This is a genomic window from Candidatus Peribacteraceae bacterium, assembly GCA_041661065.1.
Classification (GTDB): Bacteria; Patescibacteriota; Gracilibacteria; order Peribacterales; family Peribacteraceae; genus CAIKAD01.
Window position 1 is genome coordinate 334,238 of sequence record JBAZVD010000001.1, and the last position, 20,008, is coordinate 354,245.

General features: G+C 60.2%; 17 protein-coding genes and 2 tRNA genes. 13 read left to right on the forward strand and 6 right to left on the reverse strand.

Going from position 1 to position 20,008, the window contains the following annotated elements; translation table 11 throughout:
- From WC698_01480 to WC698_01490, 3 genes are all read right to left on the reverse strand, one after another.
- Positions 1 to 480, reverse strand: a complete 480-nt coding sequence (locus tag WC698_01480; protein MFA6038918.1) for a hypothetical protein — start codon at positions 478 to 480, stop codon at positions 1 to 3.
- Between the two features lie 265 nt (positions 481 to 745).
- A complete protein-coding gene (locus tag WC698_01485; GenBank protein MFA6038919.1) occupies positions 746 to 1,180 on the reverse strand; it encodes a hypothetical protein in 435 nt (144 codons plus the stop codon).
- A 512-nt stretch (positions 1,181 to 1,692) separates the two neighbouring features.
- Positions 1,693 to 1,769 (reverse strand) — tRNA-Val (locus WC698_01490).
- Between the two features lie 171 nt (positions 1,770 to 1,940).
- Here WC698_01490 and WC698_01495 point away from each other — a divergent pair.
- The 9 genes from WC698_01495 to eno all read left to right on the forward strand — a co-directional run bounded on the left by WC698_01495 (position 1,941) and on the right by eno (position 11,426).
- On the forward strand, positions 1,941 to 2,585 hold the full coding sequence (locus WC698_01495; GenBank protein MFA6038920.1) for a ComF family protein: 645 nt from the start codon (positions 1,941 to 1,943) through the stop codon (positions 2,583 to 2,585).
- 98 nt (positions 2,586 to 2,683) lie between these two features.
- Positions 2,684 to 3,799: a M50 family metallopeptidase gene (locus tag WC698_01500; GenBank protein MFA6038921.1), complete on the forward strand. Its 1,116-nt coding sequence runs from the start codon at positions 2,684 to 2,686 to the stop codon at positions 3,797 to 3,799.
- A gap of 8 nt (positions 3,800 to 3,807) precedes the next feature.
- Positions 3,808 to 5,262: a chromosomal replication initiator protein DnaA gene (dnaA, locus tag WC698_01505; protein MFA6038922.1), complete on the forward strand. Its 1,455-nt coding sequence runs from the start codon at positions 3,808 to 3,810 to the stop codon at positions 5,260 to 5,262.
- Positions 5,263 to 5,505: 243 nt separating this feature from the next.
- Positions 5,506 to 7,326 carry a threonine--tRNA ligase gene (thrS, locus tag WC698_01510; GenBank protein ID MFA6038923.1) on the forward strand — a complete coding sequence of 607 codons (1,821 nt, stop codon included), beginning with the start codon at positions 5,506 to 5,508 and terminating at the stop codon, positions 7,324 to 7,326.
- A gap of 134 nt (positions 7,327 to 7,460) precedes the next feature.
- Complete coding sequence (locus tag WC698_01515; protein ID MFA6038924.1) at positions 7,461 to 8,384, forward strand: prolipoprotein diacylglyceryl transferase family protein; 924 nt, start codon at positions 7,461 to 7,463, stop codon at positions 8,382 to 8,384.
- Between the two features lie 15 nt (positions 8,385 to 8,399).
- Positions 8,400 to 8,726, forward strand: a complete 327-nt coding sequence (locus tag WC698_01520) for a PLD nuclease N-terminal domain-containing protein (protein MFA6038925.1) — start codon at positions 8,400 to 8,402, stop codon at positions 8,724 to 8,726.
- A 48-nt stretch (positions 8,727 to 8,774) separates the two neighbouring features.
- Positions 8,775 to 9,191: a hypothetical protein gene (locus WC698_01525; protein ID MFA6038926.1), complete on the forward strand. Its 417-nt coding sequence runs from the start codon at positions 8,775 to 8,777 to the stop codon at positions 9,189 to 9,191.
- Between the two features lie 200 nt (positions 9,192 to 9,391).
- Positions 9,392 to 10,150, forward strand: a complete 759-nt coding sequence (locus WC698_01530; protein MFA6038927.1) for a hypothetical protein — start codon at positions 9,392 to 9,394, stop codon at positions 10,148 to 10,150.
- Between the two features lie 7 nt (positions 10,151 to 10,157).
- Entirely contained in the window at positions 10,158 to 11,426 is a 1,269-nt protein-coding gene (gene eno / locus WC698_01535) for a phosphopyruvate hydratase (GenBank protein ID MFA6038928.1), read from the forward strand.
- 196 nt (positions 11,427 to 11,622) lie between these two features.
- Here eno and WC698_01540 read toward each other — a convergent pair whose 3' ends face one another.
- A complete protein-coding gene (locus WC698_01540) occupies positions 11,623 to 11,874 on the reverse strand; it encodes a hypothetical protein (GenBank protein ID MFA6038929.1) in 252 nt (83 codons plus the stop codon).
- 117 nt (positions 11,875 to 11,991) lie between these two features.
- Between WC698_01540 and WC698_01545 the strand changes: the two genes are divergently transcribed.
- The 3 genes from WC698_01545 to infB all read left to right on the forward strand — a co-directional run bounded on the left by WC698_01545 (position 11,992) and on the right by infB (position 15,947).
- Positions 11,992 to 12,068, forward strand: a tRNA-Pro gene (locus tag WC698_01545).
- A gap of 169 nt (positions 12,069 to 12,237) precedes the next feature.
- Positions 12,238 to 13,590: a DHH family phosphoesterase gene (locus tag WC698_01550; GenBank protein ID MFA6038930.1), complete on the forward strand. Its 1,353-nt coding sequence runs from the start codon at positions 12,238 to 12,240 to the stop codon at positions 13,588 to 13,590.
- 38 nt (positions 13,591 to 13,628) lie between these two features.
- Positions 13,629 to 15,947 carry a translation initiation factor IF-2 gene (gene infB, locus WC698_01555; protein MFA6038931.1) on the forward strand — a complete coding sequence of 773 codons (2,319 nt, stop codon included), beginning with the start codon at positions 13,629 to 13,631 and terminating at the stop codon, positions 15,945 to 15,947.
- Here infB and WC698_01560 read toward each other — a convergent pair.
- Together WC698_01560 and WC698_01565 are read right to left on the reverse strand one after the other, a co-directional pair.
- Positions 15,925 to 17,169 carry a hypothetical protein gene (locus WC698_01560; GenBank protein MFA6038932.1) on the reverse strand — a complete coding sequence of 415 codons (1,245 nt, stop codon included), beginning with the start codon at positions 17,167 to 17,169 and terminating at the stop codon, positions 15,925 to 15,927. The two genes, infB and WC698_01560, sit on opposite strands and share 23 nt — an antisense overlap.
- 6 nt (positions 17,170 to 17,175) lie before the next feature.
- Complete coding sequence (locus WC698_01565; GenBank protein MFA6038933.1) at positions 17,176 to 19,026, reverse strand: hypothetical protein; 1,851 nt, start codon at positions 19,024 to 19,026, stop codon at positions 17,176 to 17,178.
- A 329-nt stretch (positions 19,027 to 19,355) separates the two neighbouring features.
- On the opposite strand from WC698_01565, the gene WC698_01570 reads away from it, so the two are divergent.
- Positions 19,356 to 19,943, forward strand: coding sequence for a winged helix-turn-helix domain-containing protein (locus tag WC698_01570; GenBank protein MFA6038934.1), 588 nt, complete (start codon positions 19,356 to 19,358; stop codon positions 19,941 to 19,943).
- Positions 19,944 to 20,008: the final 65 nt, after the last annotated feature.

A 20,008-nucleotide genomic window follows, 5' to 3' on the forward strand; every position in this document is an offset into this window, starting at 1 on the left:
TCAGAGCTTGAAGATGCGGATGAGATAGTCGAGGAGGCGTTCCTTCTGGTTTTTGCGTTCACGCAAGAACGGCGACAGGGTGTTGCGGATGAGTACCGGGTCCACGGAGCCGGTCTGAATGACCGTCTCGCGGTTCCATCCCGCTTTGCGGAGGATGCGGAGTTCGGTATGCGTGGGCAGGCGCACGAGCCAAAAGTCCGCGCAGTCCTTCCATTCCGTGAACGTGTCATCGTACTGGAAGCCGTGTTCGTCCATGCCGATGCGGTGGAGTGCGGGACGGGCATTGCGGAGGAGAAAGTAGATGCCGCCGAGGAGGACGACGGCCAGGGTGAAGCTCCAGGTATGGGTCAGGATCCCGTACGTTGCGCCTACCATCACGAGGATTCCCGCGATGAGGTACCACCGGGCGGAACGTTGGGGAGAGGGCAGGGAGGGGGCCTCCCATGCCAGGAGCGGTGTGGGAAGAGTTTGTGTGTTCAAATCCTATAATTCTAGCAGAAAAACCGACTTTTTTCTTACCCAAAAAGTTGCATATTCACACAAATATTGTATACATTAAACCTTTTCTCAAATCGTCAATAGCGCTTTCAAAACATCGTAGGAAAGACGAATGAAAATCCGCTTTGGGGAAATGAAAATGGACGTAGTTCAAGGACACGCCAAAGGGTTCGGGAGGTGGTATCACGATTGATACACACCCCCCGATTGTGGTCTTTCGCCTTGCGGCTACCCATCACATCCTTGATTACGACTGGTACGCTTCGACCGCAGCGCGAACGGAGAAGCGATCCTTCTCCTTTTCGTCCTCGCTGAGCTGTGCGTAGGGCGGCTTCTGGTGTTCGGACGCATCCGCGCCATTCCGTTCGAGCCACTTCTCGTGGGCGACCGCCGAGGCGGCTTCCACGAAGTTGGAGTCGAGCGGCTGGCTGGCGGCGACCGCGTTGAGGAGATAATCCACGACAACCTCAGCATTCGCCTTGTTCTCAGCTTGCCAGTCGGTCGGCAGATCGGCGTAGGCCAGTGCGGAGATGTCCACCTCTCCAATGCCACGGGCGTGAAACGCCGGATCCTTGGTCTCCTTGATCCGGGGCTTCCCCGGATTCTTGGCCAAGTAATCGGCCCTCCACCGCTCGTGCGACTTGGAGGCGACCATTGTCACCAGTTCGTCACGCGTCTTCATGGGAACTCCTTTGCCGCAGCGCGGCGAATAGGAACTGTGCTCCGCTCACTGTGAGTACCACCGACGCAAGGTGGCGCTGGTCGTCCAAAGGTATGGACGCGGAGAAAGCCAGCAGGGGAAACTACAGGCTGGAAATGGCCTTGATCAGCCGCTTCAAGCCTGTAGCTTGCATTTATAGGGTGTGATGATTGAAAAGAACACGCGCCATCGTGAAAGATGGCTCATTATTAAGATAACACTCAATTATATAACAGTCAATGTCCTGCGCAGCTTTGTAGGAGCAGGCAAAATTTCGCGGTGGGAGCAATGTGATTTTGGATGGCGTGCCACGCGAAGCTTCTCCGCAGAGGAGCATCCTCATTGGTGGACGAAGCTTGATGATGTTTGAAAGGCAGATGGACAGTAAGCCTTCGAACGTAATGGCCTGCCAACCGTAGACGCAGCGATCCAATAGCACGAAAACCCGCTTTCGACCTCGGGACAACGGTTGGTAACATCCGCTGCGCGAAGGTTGGTGGGCAATACTGGATTCGAACCAGTGACCTCCACAATGTCAATGTGGCGCTCTAACCAGCTGAGCTAATTGCCCGTGATGTAAAAGAGAAGTTCCTTCGATGCTCTCATAGCTTCCAAAGCGAAGCTGGAAGCTGCCTGCCCGCCGTAGTCCCGCAAGGCGGGACGAAGGTGGGAGCTAATTGCCCTGGAGCCGACATACGGTACCAATACTCCAAGAAGTTGGGAAGGAGTAAGCTGAAGGACTATGTTCCAAACCCTCCTCGACTTCCTCTTTCCCCGCCGCTCCCTCACCGGAACGGAAGGGGAGTGGATCACGGAAGAAGAACGGGCGCAGCTGAAGGCCGATCCCGTGGTCCTCGAAACGGAGCAGTTGCGGCGGCAGGGGTTCCTCTCCCTCGACCGCCTGGTGGCCGCCGCCGATTACCGAAAAGTTCCCCTGGTGCGGAAGGCGGTCCACACACTCAAGTACCGCGGGACGCGCGCCATGGTGCAGGAACTTTCCGCGTTTCTCGCGTCCGTGTCGGACCGGTTTTCCCTTCGGCAGCATCCTCACATCACTCCCGTCCCTCTCCATTGGTCGCGCCGTTTTAGGAGAGGATTCAACCAGGCGGAACTCCTGGCGCGCTGCGTCGCGGAAAAGCTCGGCCTCACGTTCAGCGATCTTCTTCAGCGCAAGCGCGCGACCGGCTCGCAGGTGGGGCGGAGCAGGGGGGATAGGCTGGGCGCGATGGAGAATGCCTTCCGGGTGCGAAGAGGGGGACCGGTGCCCCCGTCCGTCATTCTGGTTGATGATATCTGCACCACGGGGGCCACCATGGATGCGTGCGCAAAAGCGCTGAAGGAAGCGGGTGCGTCGTTCGTGGAGGGGTGGGTGGTGGCGAAGGATTGATGGCTAGTTCTACCACCTCCTCATTCCACTATCAGCGCAACCCAATAACGATGTGGATAACTTTTTAGTTTTCCACCAAGGCTGTAGCATCCCGATCCATGACCTTGTTCATCTCCGCCGTCGCATTCCTCATCCTCCTCTCCGTCCTCGTCATCATTCACGAGCTCGGGCACTTCTTCGCCGCGAAGGAAGCGGGCGTGGTTGTGGAAGAATTCGGCTTCGGGCTGCCGCCGAAGGCCATGCACCTCTTCGTGTGGAAGGGGACGAAATTCACGCTCAACTGGATCCCGTTCGGGGGGTTCGTGCGGCTCAAGGGGGAGAATTTGGAGAGGGAATCGGACCGGCATGTGCGGGGGAGTTTTTCGGCGGCGTCCATCCCCGCGCGCATCGTCATCCTCACGGCGGGCGTGGCCATGAACTTCCTCTTCGCCATGCTCCTCTTCACCATCGGGTTCTCGGTGGGGAGGTGGATCCCCACGTACCTGGATTACGAAGGCCTGCAGGCCGCGGCGGCGCGGGGGGAGGTGCACATGGTGCCGGCCGTGCTCATTGATGAATTGGTGCCCGAAGGAACAGCCCAGGCCGCCGGGGTGTCCGTCCCCAGCATCCTCACGCACGTCAACGGCCAGCCGATCACCTCGCCCGGCGAAGTGTCCGCCATCCAGAAGGGGAGGAGGGAAGTGACGTACACGCTCCTCGCGGGCGAGGCGCTGGACCAGGAGCAGACCATCACGCTTCCCATAGGGGAGGATGGCATCACCGGGGTCATGCTCCGTCCGTTCCCGCGGGAGCTTTCCGCCCCCATCCGCTCGCCGCTCTCCGCCGCCTACTACTCCCTCCGTGAGGCGCACATCATGACGGTGCAGACCATCCTGGGCATGAAGCAACTGGTGGTCTCCCTCTTCTCCCGCGGCAGCGTGCCCGAAGGAGTCACGGGAATCGTGGGGATCGCGGAACTCACGCATATGTCGGTCCAGGACGGTTTCATGACGTACCTGCGCCTCGTCGCCATCCTCAGCTTGAGCCTGGCCGTGCTCAATATCCTGCCGCTCCCGGCGCTCGACGGCGGCCGCCTGGTGTTCGTCCTCGCGGAACTCATCCGGCGCAGGCCGGCGAACCGCAAGTTCGAGGTCACCACGAACCTGGTGGGCTTCCTGGTCCTCATCGGCCTCATCCTCATCATCACGTACAACGACATCATCAAGCTCTTCTGAATCCTCCTGTGCCCATCGCAGCCCCTCCTGCACCGGCTTCTGCCGTCGACCCCGCGCTTCGAGAACTGTGGGTGGCTATCCTCAAGAAATTTTCCTCCCAGCTCCAGCGCAGCCAGTTCATCACCTGGTTCAAGGACACCGCCGTTCTGGGGTATGAGGAGGGCAACCTCGTGATCGGCTTGCCGCTCCCCATGTTCCTCAATTGGCACATGGAGCACTATCGGCCCCTCACGCTGCAGATCGCCCAGGAGATCGACCCCAACATCCGGCAGATCGTGTACAAGGTGGATGTGGGGCTGAAGGACAACCCGGAACGCTCCATCGATATCCTCCAGCTCTTCCCCGAGCAGAGGCGGCGCAAGCTCCCGGGCCGGCAAGAAGTGAAGCTGGCGGAGGGCATCGTGAGCAAGGTGCTCAATCCCCGCTACACGCTGGAGCATTTCGTGGTGGGGTCCAACAGCCGCCTCGCCCACGCGGCGTGCCAGGCGGTGGCCGCGCAACCGGGCGGCAAGTACAACCCGCTCTTCCTCTACGGCGGCGTGGGGCTGGGGAAGACGCACCTGCTGCAGGGCACGGGGAACGCCATCCTGCGCCAAATGCCCAAGGCGGCGGTGGTCTACACCACGTCCGAGGACTTCACCAACCAGGTGATCGAGGCCATCCAGCACCAGAAGATGGAAACGCTGCGCCGCCGCTACCGCCTGGTGGACGTCCTCATCATCGACGACGTGCAGTTCCTGGCCAACAAGGAGCGGACCATGGAGGAGTTCTTCCACACCTTCAACGCGCTCTACGAGGACCGCAAGCAGGTGATCATCTCCGCCGACCGCGCGCCGCAGGAACTCCAATTGGAGGACCGCCTCATCTCCCGCTTCGAGCGCGGCATGATCGCCGATATCTCCGTCCCAGATTACGAGACGCGCCTCGCCATTTTGGCGGAGAAGGCGGCCGAGTACGAAATCTTCCTGGACATGACCGTGCTCCAGTTCATCGCGGAACACGCCACGCGCAACGTCCGCGAACTGGAAGGCATCCTCATGCAGGCCGTGGCGCTCTACGAGCTGGAGCAGCGCATGCCCACGGTGCGGAGCATCGCGGAGATCATGCGGAAGCTGAACAAGGACCCCTACGCCGAGGAGGTGCCCGTGGGGTTCGAAACGCCGGAGAAGCGCAAGGCTACGTTCCAAGACCTTCTGGAGGCGGTGAGCCGTTACTACTCCGTGTCGGTGCAGGACATGATCGGCCAGTCCCGCGTGCGCGAGATTCTCATTCCGCGCCAGATCGCCATGTTTTTGGGCAAGAAGCATCTGCTCATGAGCTACGTTCGCCTGGGCGATATCTTCAGCAACCGCGACCACACCACCGTCATGAATGCCTGCGAGAAGATCGACCAAAAGCTGCAGAACGATCCCCAACTGTTGCGGGAGGTGCGTGCCATAGAACAGGAGGCGGGGTTGGTATGAAGATTGGATGGAGAGTGCCCCGATGAAGATCTTTCCACCTTTTCCCGGCGGAAAAGGTGGAGCCAAAACGCCGGCGCGCCGAACCCCCCTCCACCTGGCCCTGTGCCTCCTCGTCAGCCCCTCCAAGGTTTCGGGGCTGACTCGTCGGCTGCCATTTCGAAACAGGGCCTTCCCCTTCACCCCCCACGGCGCGCCACCCCCCTTCCGTGGCGGAGACAATGCTCTTCTGTTACCCTTTGTCCCATGTCCGATCAGAAAGCCCAACCGCCGGTCGATGACCTCTACAAGATCCGCCATAGCGTTGCGCATGTACTGGCTCAGGCCGTGCAGCGGCTGTTTCCCGAAACGCAGATTGCCATCGGGCCGCCGATCGACATGGGCGCATACTACGATTTCCTCTTCACAAAGCCCATAACGGAGGAAGACCTTCCCAAGATCGAGGCGGAGATGAAGAAGATCATCAAGGAAGGCCAGACCTTCCGGTGCGACACGCTCACGCCCGAGGAGGCCAAGAAGTTCTGGAGCTTGCGCGCGCAGCCGTTCAAGGTGGAGTTGATCGAGGATTTGGAGAAGGAAGGCGCAACGGAGGTGACGCATTTCGTGAACCTGAACAAGAAAGGGGAGGAAACGTTCGTGGACCTGTGCCGCGGAGGCCACGTGGCCAACCTCAAGGAAATCCCTCGGGACGCCTTCAAGGTCATGAGCCTTGCGGGCGCATACTGGCGCGGAGACGAGAAGCGCCAGCAGCTCACGCGCATCTACCTGGCGGTGTTCCCGTCCAAAGAGGAGCTGGAGGCTCACCTCAAGATGCTGGAGGAGGCCAAGAGGCGCGACCACCGCAAGCTGGGGAAGGAACTGGACCTCTTCCTCTTCTCGGAGGACGTGGGGCCCGGGTTGCCGCTGTGGACACCCAAGGGCACGGTGATCGCAGACGCGGTGGAACAGCTGGCGCGCGAGACGGAAGAGGCGGGGGGATACCTGCGGGTGCGCACACCTCACATAGCCAAGGGGGCTCTGTACGAGAAGACGGGGCACCTTTCGCACTATAAGGAAACCATGTTTCCGCCCATGAAGCTGGGGGACGACGAGGGGGAGTACTACCTCAAGCCCATGAATTGCCCGCACCACCACCAGATATTCGGTGCCAAGACGCGCAGCTACCGCGAGCTCCCCATGCGCCTTGCCGAGTACGGGCATTGCTACCGCTACGAGGGGTCCGGGGCGCTCTTCGGCCTTATGCGCGTGCGCTCCCTCACCATGAACGACGCGCACATCTACTGCACCGAGGAGCAGTTCGAGGAGGAGTTCAACGCCGTGCTGAAGATGTACCTCCTGTACTTCGAGCTCTTCGACATCAAAAAGTACACCATGCGTCTCTCGCTCCACGATCCCAAGGAGCTGGGGAAGAAGTACGTCAATGCGCCGGAACTCTGGGAGAAGACGGAGGACATGGTCCGCTCCGCCATGAAGAAATCGGGGATCGCCTATGTGGAAGTGCCCAACGAGGCGGCCTTCTACGGCCCCAAGATCGACGTGGAGGTGTGGAGCGCCATCGGCCGCGAGTTCACCCTGGCCACCAACCAAGTGGATTTTGACGTCCCCGGTAAACTGGGACTGAAGTACACCGACAAAGACGGCAAGGAGAAGACGCCCATCTGCATCCACCGCGCTCCCCTGAGCACGCATGAGCGGCTCATCGGCTTCCTCATCGAGCAGTTCGCAGGGCTCTTCCCGCTCTGGCTCGCCCCCGTGCAGGTGGCACTCCTTCCCGTGATGACGCCGCATGAAGAGTATGCGCGCACTCTGGAGGCAACCCTCAAGGCGGCGGGGCTGCGCGTGCTGTACATGGGGCCGGAGGATTCGCTGGGGAAGAGGATCCGGGAAGGGGAGAGCCAGAAGATCCCGTACCTCCTGGTGATGGGGGATAAGGAGATCGAGGGAACCTCCGTCGCCGTGCGGAACGTGGAGACGAAGAAGCAAGTGACCGTCCCCGCGGAGGAATTCCTCTCCAAGACGGTGGAGGATGTGAGGGGGAGGAGGTTGAAGGCGTCTATTGGCTCATGAGAAATTTGAAATGCAAAATGCAAAATGATGAGGTATACAGCCTTCCTCATTTTGCATTTTCAATTTTGCATTTTGCATTGTCCTAGGCCATCAACAGATTTCATCCCGCTTCGTTCCCTGATATCCTCTCCCCGATGTTTCAAGCCTTCGAGTTCGGGCCGTTCATCTTCTGGTCGCGCCTGGGTTTCACGCTCCTCGGGGTGTGGTTGGCAACGGAATTCCTGCTGCGGCTGGCCAACAGCGCCAACTTATCGCTCCAGCACTTCCGCGAGAACAGCGTGCAGTACATCCTGGCGTTCGCCCTTGGCGGCCGCATCGCGGCGATCATCGACGAGTACAAGGTGTACTTCAAGGAACCTTTGCGCGTCTTCGTCTTCTGGGACGGGGGATTCAGTTTCCTGGGAGGCGCCATCGGCATCGCCATCGTGCTGGCCTTTCTCACGCGGGGGCATCGTTCCACGTACCTGCAGTGGCTGGATGCGCTGGTGCCCGCCACAACCTTCGGCTTCGTGTTCTCCTGGCTGGGGGATTTCTTCTCCGGACACGCCTACGGCCATCCCACGGACGCGTTCTGGGGCGTGACGTACGACGCCATGAACGTCCGGTACGCCGTCCCCATCCATCCCGTGCAGCTCTACTACGCGCTCTTCTACTTCCTTCTCACCTTCCTCCTGCTTGTGGTGCGCAAGAAAGCGAAGCGCGTGGGCACCGAGACGCTGGTGGGGATCGTCATCGGCACGCTCGGCACGTTCTTTCTCGAGTACTACCGGGGCGATATCCCCATCCTCGTCTTCGCCACCAAGATCGATTTTATTCTCCTCGCCGGCCTCTTCCTCAGCCTGGGCGCCATGGCGGCGGTGGGGAGCAAGCTGCGGAAGAACGTCCTCTTCCTCTACGAGGGGGCGCTCTCCATCGCCGCGCTGGGCTACATGCTGTTGCGTCCGTTCCTGGACCTGGAAACCTACGAGCTGCGCTTCAGCCAGCTCATGGCAATCCTGGCGCTGCTGGGGGCCATCGTTTACGTCGTGGACCACCGGCGCCGGTATCCCTACCTCTAACCGTTCTCCTCCCTTATGCAGCTCTTCCTCTCCGTCCTTTCGGCTGATCCTACGGCGCGTTTCCTGCAGCTCCTCCTGCTCGGCGCGGGGAGCGTAGCCGTGTACCTCATCTGCTACACCACGCGCGATATCCTCCTGCGCAGCCGTTCCTTCCTTTACCAAGCGCTTTCCATCCTCCTCGTCACCATCCTCCCCGTCGTGGGGTTCTTCCTCTACCTCCTCATCCGTCCGGCACGGACGGTGCGCGAGCGGGAACTGGAGGAGATGGTGCGTTCGCTCCTCCCTTCCCCGAAAGAGGTGGAGCCGCAGCCCGCACCCGCACGCAAGGAGAAGGGAGAGTGACAGGGTCCGTTCCCTCTTGTACCCTTTCCCTCCGGTTCCCTCCCTCCCATGCCGAACCTCCAACCCCTCCTCCTCTACATCTTCTATCCGAACCCCGGCAATGCGACGTACGGAAGCACCTCCATGCTCACCTTCCTCGCCTTGTCGTTGGTGCTCTTGGTGCTGGCGATCACCATCCGCTCGTGGAGGGCGGGGTTGCAGAGTCCCGCCACCAAACGCTTGAGCAGGTCTTGGTCGGCCACATCCTTCTGGTTCGGCATCATCGGCTTGATTCTTGTGGTTTCCCGCGTGGAAAAAATCCAATTCCTGGCCATGCGGTTCCTCTGGGTGCTGTGGGGTTTGTCCCTACTCGTCTACATCGCGTTCCAAATCCGCCAATTCCACGCACGGAACTACCAGGTACTGCCCTCCCAGCGCTTCAGTGACCCGCGGGAGAAGTATTTGCCGGGGAGGAAGAGATCCTAAGAGTGGGAGTGCTGGAAGCATGTCTATAAAACTAGACAATTTGAAGAGGATTCCGACGATTCCAAGGATTCCGAGGAATGTCAGGAATATCCCCAATGTTCCTGTCCAGCCGATCGTCGGTATCGTCGGACTCTTCGGCATCCTCCCCCCCACGGAAGGGATTTGACAGGCATGAACATCACGTCGAGAATGTGCCTCCTATGCCTCTGAAACACCTCACGGAAACCCTCCTGGTGTTCACACTCGGCATCGCAATCGTGGTCACGGGGATCCTGCTGCCGACGCTGCCTCCGCTCCCGCAGGGGATTGTGCCGTGGTTGATCATGCTCTTCCTCACGCTGGCGTACCCCGTCGCGCTCTACCCGTTCCTCAGGCGCAACCGTGCGGACTACGCCTTCCGCTTCCTGCATTTTGCGCCCGCAACCATGGCTATCTTTTGGCTGCTGCTGCAGATGATCTCCCTGCGCGTTCCGTCGGCGGGGAGCGTGCTGCGCGGGTACTTGTTCGCCTGGACGCTGCCCGGTGTCGCCGTTTCCTTCCTTCTCCTGGCACTCTTCATCCTGCACGTCATCCGCAGGCGCGAGACCAGGCTCACACTCCTCGCTTTCCTCTTCCTGCCATTCCTTCTGCTCTCCACCGTGAGTGAGCGGACCATGGACGGGTCGGGGAGGCTTGCGGCCGCGCTGTGGCGGGGCAGTTGGTGGGATGTGACGGGAGCGGCCTCCTCCCCGGGCGGTAGCGGTTCCGAGGGGAGTTCTTCGGTGGGGACGTCGTCTTCCCTCCCGGTGGCAACCTCGAGCAGTGCACGGCCTCCCATTGCAATGGCGTCTTCCTCCTCCAAGCCGCCGCGGCTGCCTTCCGCGGGGTTGGGTCTGGACCTGCTGGCGGTGACCATGTTTGGCCTCTATGCGGGGACGCTGCATAGGAGAGCGGCACGGCGGCGGTCGATCGTGATATGATGCCTCCATGCCCACCATCTCCACTCTTGCCGCGCGCCAAATCCTCGATTCTCGCGGCACCCCCACCGTGGAGGTCGATTGTGTGCTCTCCGACGGCTCCTTCGGCCGCGCAGCGGTGCCCTCCGGCGCTTCCACAGGAACCCACGAAGCGTTGGAACTGCGGGACGGGGATCCCAAGGTCTATGGCGGCAAATCGGTGTTGCGGGCCGTACTGAACGTCAACCAGACCATTGCCGGTGTGTTCAAGGGCGCGGACGCAGCCAATCAGAGGGGGTTGGATGAGAAGCTCCGTGGATTGGACGGCACGCCCAACAAGTCCAAGCTCGGCGCCAACGCCATCCTCGGCGTTTCCATGGCCGTGTGCCGCGCGCGGGCCGCAAGCGAAAAGAAGCCGCTGTGGCAGTCCCTTGCGGACCAGTACGGCGTGGCGCTGGGGAAGGAGGTGAAGCTCCCGGTCCCTATGATGAACGTGATCAACGGGGGCAAACACGCCGATTCCGGGCTCAGCTTCCAGGAATGCATGATCATCCCCACGGGTTTCTCCAAGTTCAGCGACGCTTTGCGTGCGGGCGATGAAGTCTTCATGACGCTCAAGAAACTCCTCGCGGAGGCGGGATTCTCCACGTCCGTGGGGGATGAGGGGGGGTTCGCGCCCCATATGGGGAAGAGCGACGATGCGTTCTCCTTCCTCATGAGGGCCATCGAGACGGCGGGGTACGGCGTATTGGTCAAGCTGGGCATTGATGCGGCGGCCTCCGAATTCCACAAGGACGGCATCTACACCGTGGACGGGCACGGGTTCTCCTCCATTGACCTGGTGACGCATTACGACGGCCTCGTGAACCGCTGGCCCATTGTGAGCATCGAAGACAGCCACAGCGAGGACGATTGGGAGGGGTTCGTGCAGCTCCATGCCAAGCAGCCAAAGCTCCAGCTGGTGGGGGATGACCTGTTCGTGACCAACGTGGAGCGCATTAAGGAAGGGGTGGAGAAGAATGCGGCGAACGCGGTCCTCATCAAGCTGAACCAGATCGGGACCGTGAGCGAGACCGTGGACGCCATCCAGTTCACGCACCGCTCCGGCTGGAAAACGGTGGTGAGCCACCGCAGCGGCGAGACGGAGGATACCTTCATCGCGCACCTCGCCGTGGGGCTCCAGACGGGACAGATTAAGACCGGCTCCCTCTCCCGAACGGACCGCGTGTGCAAGTACAACGAGCTCCTCCGGATAGAGGAAGAGCTGGGGAAGAGGGCGGTGTATGTGTCGCCGTTTTGAGAGTTTCCCTACTATATGGTTTTCCACCTTTTCCCGGCGGAAAAGGTGGAGCCAAAACGCCGGCGCGCCGAACCCCCCTCCACCTGGCCCTGTGCCTCCTCGTCAGCCCCTCCAAGGTTTCGGGGCTGACTCGTCGGCTGCCATTTCGAAACAGGGCCTTCCCCTTCACCCCCCGCGGCGCGCCAACCATCCACTCTCAATTGTTATTCATCCAGGCTTTTTTGATCCAAGGGAGAGATAGCGTGGACAGGACGTAGCCGCCCGTGGGGACGAGCGCCTGGAGGAAGGGGAGCGCGATTCCCAGTTGCCACAAGAAGCACGAGGCGACGATGTACGTGAGAAACCCGATGGTAAGGCGTCTTGTCCAACTCACTTCCCAAGCCTTTTCCAGCTCCACGCGCGCGTTGCGTTGGAGGATGTTTTGTATGATGGCGTCATGGTCATCCATGCGATATAGTCTACACGATCGGGACGTAGCTTCCTCCTTCGTCCGCCTTCGGCGGAGCTACGGAGGACAGGCAGTTGGCTTCATTCAGAAGCACTCATTGGTACCATAGGCACTACTCGGGACGTAGCTCAGTTGGCTAGAGCGCTTGCATGGGGTGCAAGAGGTCGCTGGTTCAAGTCCAGTCGTCCCGACCATTCAGACAACCTGCGCGTCATCAACCGTTGAACATCACCCGCAGATGTTGTTGGTTTTTTCCCATGGGTATGCTTTCATACCTTCCTTTTATGCATACCAGCAGGAACCATGGGCAGGGAGGAAGAGTTGTGTAAGTAATGATAATATGTTATAATAACAAGTTAACGCATGACTGTCTCTCCCCCCGCCATCGCAGCAGCCCTTAAGGCCGTAACGGACCACCAGCGCATACTGGTCGTCCCGCACGCAAATGTGGATCCCGACGGGTTGAGCAGCGCTTTGGCGTGCTACGAAATGTTCCGGAGCCTGGGGAAAGACGTGACGGTCATCTGCCCCGATACCCCCCCGGATTCCTTCAAGTTTATGCCGGGGTTCGAGAAGCTGGAGCGGGAGATTGCGGAGAGCCAGAACTTCGTGATCACCGTGAACATGGAGGAGGGGGTGGAAATCGACAAGCTGCGTTACACGGTGGAGGACCGCCGCGTGAACATCATCGTGGTGCCCAAGCGGGGGAAGGTGAAGAGCTCCGCCGTGGCGTTCGGGGAAGGGGAGAAGAAGTATGATCTCATCGTCGTCGTGGATTCCGCGGATTTGTCGCTCCTGGGTTCCGTGTACACGGACCACATGGACCTCTTCTCGGAGGTGCCCATCCTGAACATCGACCACCACGTGAGCAATGTGCGCTACGGGCAGATCCACCTGTTGGACCCAACCTCCGCGAGCACTACCGAAATCCTGTACCACTGGTTCATGCAGGTGCCGCAGTTCCGCGAGCGGATGACGGCGGACTTGGCCACGCTGCTCCTCACGGGGCTCATCACGGACACGCGCAGCTTCCAGAACCCCAATACCACCCCGCGTTCGCTGGAGGTGGCGGCGGAACTCCTGGAGCGCGGCGCGCGCCAACAGGAGATCATCCGGAGCATCTACAAGACCAAGCCCCTCTCCACGCTCAAGATCTGGGGCCGCGCGCTCAACCGGATCCAAATGGATCCCGTCGCGGGCATCGTGTGGTCCGCCGTGAGCAAGGAAGACCTGCAGGAAATGGGAGCGCAAGCGCCGGAAACGCACGGCATTCTGGACGAACTCATCTCCACCATCCCCGGCGCGGACGTGTACGTGCTCTTCACGGAGACGGAAGAGAACAGCCTCAAGGCGAGCATGCGCTCGTCCCTTGCTGTGGATGCCACGCGCCTCGCCGCGGAAACGTACGGGGGGGGCGGGCACGCGCGCGCAGCGGGGTTCCGTGTGCGGAATTTCGGCAACTTCCAACTGCAAGTCCTGGAGTGCATACAGAAGATCAAGGAAGGTATGCGGAGGCAGAAGGGGGAGAGTGATCAGATGCCGACGAGCGGTCAGCCTTCATCCTCCTTCGCCAAGGCTACGGAGGACAGGGCGGTCAGCGACCAGACGGGGGTTCATCCGGCGCCGGCGGCTGCTTCACCGGAACGGCCCGTTGCTCCGCCTCCCACCGGAAAGGGAAAGGAGAAGGATATTGTGGAAGAGTTGACGCAATCCTGATACACTCTTCCACGTTCGTTCCCCTTTTCTCCGAACCTATGCGCCTCGTGCAGGTGGCAAAAGCATTGGGTATGACCGGGCAGCAGCTCCGCAAGGAACTGATGCAGGTGAACTTTGGCGTCAAGCCGACGGACAGGGAAATCCCCGAAGGCCTCGCCAAGGGCATCGTGCGTTTCCTGGCCACCAAGTACAACCTCTCCGTGAATGCCGAGACCATCGGCCTGCAGCCCGATACGGATGAGGAGGAGGGCGGGGCGGAGCCTGCCGCAGCGGAGGGCGGTGAAGGGGCGGACCAAGCGGCCGGATCCGCAGTGCAGGAAGGGGAGAAAGCGGCTCCGGGGAACGCTGTGGGCTCCATCGGCGTCATGTCCCGCGAAAGCCCGACACATGCGGAGGCGCTCAACGTGCTGCGCAAGCTCTCCCTGGATGACGTCTCCAAGGAGGCCATCAAGCGCGAGCAGAAGCAGATGGAGCACACCAAGGCGGAACGCACGGAGCAGCGCAGGGAAGCCGAGGTCCAACGCCTGGCGCAGAAGCGTCCGGCCGGCGTGGCTGAGGTGCAGGAGCAGATCAAGAAGAAGGAGGGGGTCGTCCTCTTGCCGGACGCCATTTCCGTCAAGGAGCTCTCGGAGAAGCTGGGAGTGCAGGTGCCGCGGCTCATCCAGACGCTCATGAAGAACGGCATCATGGCCACCGTCACGCAGTCCATCGACTACGACACCGCGGCCATCGTGGCGGCGGAAATGGGCATCACGGTGCAACGGGAGCAGAGGGCGGCCAAAGCCGAAGACCTCCTGAGCCGCAACCTGGAGGAACTCCTCAAGGAGGACCCCGAGAACCTGGTGGACCGTCCCCCCGTGGTGGTGGTGATGGGGCACGTGGACCACGGCAAGACGGCGCTCCTGGACGCCATCCGCCAGACGAACGTGGTGGCGCAGGAGGCGGGGGGCATCACGCAGCACATCGGCGCCTACCAGGTGGAGCACGCCATGAGCGGGAGTACCGAGAAGAAGAAGATCACGTTCCTGGACACTCCCGGCCACGAGGCCTTTACGGCCATGCGCGCGCGCGGGGCGCAAGTGACGGATATCGTCATCCTGCTCGTTTCCGCGGAGGAAGGAGTGCGCGCCACCACCATCGAAGCCATCAACCACGCCAAGGACGCGGAAGTCCCCATCATCGCGGTCATCAGCAAGATCGATAAGGAGCGGGCGGACCCCGAGAAGGTGAAGGGGGAACTGGCGGCGCAAGGCCTGCAGCCCGAGGAGTGGGGCGGCACCATCCCCGTGATCCTCACGTCCGCCGTCACCAAGCAGGGCATACCCGACCTCCTGGACCACATCCTCTTCATCGCGGAGGTCCAGGGATTCAAGGCGAACCCCCAGCGTTCCGCCGTGGCGACGGTGATCGAGAGCCGGCTGGATTCCGCGCTGGGCCCCCTGGCCACCGTCATTATCAACACGGGCACGCTCAAGCTCACCGATATCTTCGTCTGCGGGCAGACGATGGGCCGCGTGCGCACCATGATCGAGGCCTCCGGCACACGCTTGGACGCCGTCACCCCTTCCGGGCCCGCGCGCGTCTCCGGTTTTGCGGGCGTCCCCAGGGTGGGGGATATCCTGCAGGTGGTGCCCTCCGAACGGGAGGCGCGCTCACTGCTGGAAGCCGTGCAGGACCAGGCCGGACGGGCGCGCAAGCGCAGCTTTGCGGACCTCGTGAGCCGCTTGAGCGAGGGGAAGGCCGCGCAACTCAAGGTGGTGCTCAAGGCCGATGCCCAGGGCTCACAGGAAGCCATTACCGACGCCCTCTCCAAGCTGACCGGCGAGGGGGGAGTGAACGTGAAGGTGATCCACGGGGGGGTGGGCACGGTGACGGAGAGCGACATCATGATGGCGGCGGCCAGCGACGGGGTGGTGATGGCGTTCCACGCGGACGTGCCGCCGGAAGTGCAGAAGACGGCCGAGCGCGAGGGCGTCAAAGTCCGTGAGTATATGATCCTCTACGAGCTCTTGGACGAGGTGGAGGCGCTCCTCAAAGGCCTCGTGGAGCCGGTGGAAGAGGAGAAGGTCCTGGGCCACTTGGAAGTGCGCGGGGTGTTCTTCCAGAAGAAGAATGAGCAGATTGTGGGAGGAAAGGTGACGGACGGCACGCTCAAGCGCGTCCCGTTCCGCTTGCTGCGCGGCGGGCAGGTGGTGGGAACGGGGCGCATCTCCTCCCTCAAGCACGTGGACAAGGACATCAAGGAAGCCAAGGAAGGCAGCGAGTGCGGCATGCGCGTGGAAAGCGCCGTTCCCGTGCAAGAGGGCGACGTACTGGAGGCGTACAGCCGCGAGTTCAGGAAGAAAGAGGGGGCGTAACGGACGGGATGCCGCCGGAAGCCGCGATGTCGGAAGGAGGCGTTTTGTACAACTCCCGGGGCATGATCCCGTCGCGCAGGTAGCGCAGGACAACCTGTTGGGTTTCGGTGCTGAGAGGGGAATCGATGAGGGGAAGGGCGAAGCGTACGAAACCCCTTTCATCCAGCAGCATGGCGTCCTCCAAGGAAGGCGAGAGTTGTCCCCCCGTTGTGCCGCGGTTGGGGTTGAGGAGCCGCTTTATATCTTCCCTTGCAGCGATCTTCCTCTGTTCCCATTCCTCGGGCGTTTCGGAACCTTTCTTGCTCTTCTCCTTGAGGATACCCACAAGGTGCCGTGCTTCCTTTGCGTTCTCTTTCTTCATGAGTTGGGAAGCCGCTTGCTCCAATTGTCCGGGGAATTTGGAGGCGTAGGCGATGAATGAGGAATTTTCATCCATGAAAGAGTATTCCTTGCGGATGGAATCACCTCTGGAGGCTGTAAACCGTTCCATCCCCATTACCCCTATAACCGTTGGAAAGAGCCAGACCAAGCTGCTGTTGAAGTTGGGAGATTTCCTGTTCGCAAGGTAGGCAACAACGCCCGTCAAGAGCGCCATGGCGCCACCTACCAGCACCATGTGCACCCGTCCCATCTGCGACACGTCCTTATCCAGCTTCTTGCGGTGCTCGTCCTTGGGGAAGGGATCCAAATACTGTTGCATCATCTTCCTGTCCACGCCGATCTGCCCCAGGAGGTTTTCCAGGAAAGACTGTTCATTCCGGAGCGTTTGGAACGCGGGTTCCCCCGGTGCGTAGATGCCTCCCTCCAGCGCCTTGCGGATCTCTTCCAGTTCGTAGTTGATACCCATGCTCAGGCTCATGAGGTCGAAGGGCCTTTTTTCCTTGGGCGCCGCAAGTTTGCGGATTTGCTTGAGGTTGGTTATGCGTTCCTTAAAGAACTTGTCCTCCGATTGCTCCATTTGGCGAAGGAGGTCTTCCGTTGCCGCATCCAGTGCGTTCTGCATTTCCGCTGTGGAGAACGTTTCCTTGAGCACTTTCTCCCTCTGCGCGAACAGCATCTTCACATTCATGCGGGCGCGCCGGTCCGCCGTTTGGTTGCCCGCCTGTTCACGCTCAAGAGCGCGCTTGTTCCGGAGGTCCTCCGGAAGACGGAACGCATCCAACCGCGCATCCGGGGGGGGATCCTGCTGCGGCCGCAGTTGGTCGGGAGAGAGGCTTGCCATGGGACGTTACGGAGTGCCCGCCGGGGGAGGCGGGGGAGGCACCGGGGCGGGTGCGGGGGCGGGGGCAGGAGGAGGAGCCGTGGCCTCACGGATCTTGTTCAAGGCGCTGCGCATCTCCGGCATCACCGTTGCCATCTGTTCCTGCAACTCCTCATCTGTCATCGCTTGCATGCGCGTGTCGTGCGGCGCCAGGTCCCTGACCTTCTTCAGGGCGCCGCTGACGAATTGCTCCAGCTTTTCCCTTTCGGGCACCGTGGGAGCCCCCGCTTTATTGATGATGGTCTGGTATTCGTTGCTCCGGAGGTCCACTTTGATTTGGTTCGTCACCCGCGTCCCTTCGCCGCTCTCCATCAAACGCTGGAGCTCTTCCTTGGGCATCGATCCGGTTTGCCCGGTCAACGTCGCCAAGGCCTGGTCGGTTCTTCCCGTCGCAGCGAGCGTCGTTTGCGCTTGCTTGGCTCGGATGCCCAATTGCATGACGGAAGCCGTGCCGCCGCCGAGCGAACTGGGCACAGGCAGGAACGGCAAGCCGAGCGGGGCCTTCATGGCGAACTTGCCCAGCCCTTCTCCGGCGCCTTGAATGCTCTTCACAATGCCCGATCCCACCTTTTGGCTCTGGAGCGCCGTGAACACTCCTATCCACATGACGCCGAGCGACATGCACAGCCAGATGAGTGTCCACAGGCTGCTCATTTCTGCAAAGAGCGGGAATTTAAGGGCCTCAATCTCCGTCGGTATGGGGAGTTCGCTCCCGGCCTTGATCATGATGAATCCGATGACGAGGGGGACTGCCGTGATGGCGGGGAGGAAGGCGGAGGCCAAAAAGGTGTGCAGGATCTTCTCAATGGGGTCAAACTGCTTGAACTTCCCTTTCAATACGTACCCCAGCACCACAAACGGCATGAAGGCGATGGTGATCCACAGTATGGGTATGCGGATGACGAAAGCCGCAAGCAGCGCCAGCAGTGGGAAGAACAGAGCCACGTGGATGAGGAGCACCACCACCATCTTCACGATGAAGGCGATGACCTGCGAAATCTGTGTTGTTTCGCCCTGGATCACCGAGGGGTCGGTAAGGTTCTTGAGTTGCGAGTAATTGACCACAAGGCCGTTGAGGACGAGCGTGGAAGGGGAGGTGGCTTCGTTGTATTCCACCAGCTCTACGCAAATGAGGTCCTTGATACAGTGCCACGTTTCGCTGTCTGCTATATTCTCGGCATCCTCGAAGAATTTGACGTCCTTGAGGACCCGGCATGGTTCGAAGAATTCGTTGCCCTCCGCCGTCATGCCCGTGGAGACGCAGTCTCCGGTTCCCAAAGCCTCGGGGATGTTGTACACCGTATTCGTGAGGATATTGGCTACATCCAGTATCACGCGCGGTATGAACCATGTGAAGTTCACCACGATCAGCGCAATGACGAAGGTGGGCGCGTGTTTCTTGATATTCTCGTAATTGGCGGTCACGACGGTCATAATGGCGCCACCGATGAGCACAAAGGCCATGGCAACGTTCACAATATCGCGGCAGAACTGCCACACCTTTCTCAGCATTTCCTCGAAGGCATTCATCTCCGGGTTCTGGAGGTTGAGGACGAATGCGGGGTCTATCAAGATTTCCAGAAGCTTCACCTGAAGCCACAGAAGGACGTTTAAGCCCGTGATGAGGAACTGGACCAGGACAGAAATGCCGGTGACGATGCCTTCAAGATTGGCGTTCGGCATGGCTGCAAAGGCATCCGGCACAGCCACAAAGCCGTCCCATGCACCACCGGTCATCAAGAAGGCCAAGAACAGCAGGGATCCCCCTCGGAGGAGGGTCTTCCCCGTGAACGCCTTCGGAGGTTGGCGGGAGGACATGGAATGTGCGTTTGTTCGCTGCGTGTGAAGGTGCCGAAAGGGGGTTCAGCAATTCTCTATAGGATACCATGTTTTGGGAGACCTAACAATGCAGTTGCACATGCCAAAAAGCACCTATCGGCACGTCCTGATAGAACGATGTAAATAGTGTTTGACCATAAAGGGAAATAACAGGCGAGTAGAAATTGTGTTCAAGGGTAGGTCATAATCTGTATATACAATGTTGATATATGGCTTCCGATAGCCGTAATATAAGAACAACAATGATATTCAAAGCCGTGTATACTTTTCTTGCACTGTGGGGGTGTTTATGAGTAATGTTTGTGAACATGTCGTCCACGGTGCTCAAAGCGCTGTTCAGTTCCCAGACGAGGGTCAAGCTCCTCTCCACGTTTTTGCTGCATCCGGAACAGGAATATTTCATCCGCGAACTCACCCGGCTTCTGGGGGAACAGATCAACTCCATCCGTCGCGAGTTGGAGAATTTGCGCCGCATCGGGCTGGTGCGCTCAAGGCACCGCAACCGCAAGAAGTATTACCATGTGGACTCCACCTTCCCGTTCTACGGGGAATTGCGCAGCATCTTCAGCAAGGAAATCCAGCCGGAAAGCCCAGCCATCGCCAGCCTCAAGAACCTGCCCACCGTCCAACTCATCGTACTGGCCGGGATGCTGACGGGAACGGAGAGCAAAGTGGACCTGTTGGTGGTGGGGACGCTCAAGAAGGAGATACTGGAAGCGCTCCTCTCGCAGGAACCCACGCTCAAGAACGTCAAATACTCCATCTTCTCGGAAGCGGATTTCCTCTACCGCTTGAGCCTCAAGGACCGTTTCATACTGGAAATCCTCAACGACCCCCGCCACCTCATCGTCCACAACGCCATGCAGGAGCAGATTGCGGAGGCTCAGGGACGATAACGTTTCTCGTTGTTCGACCACGTATCGTTTATCGCTTAACCGCCACAGCACACCCTGACGGAACT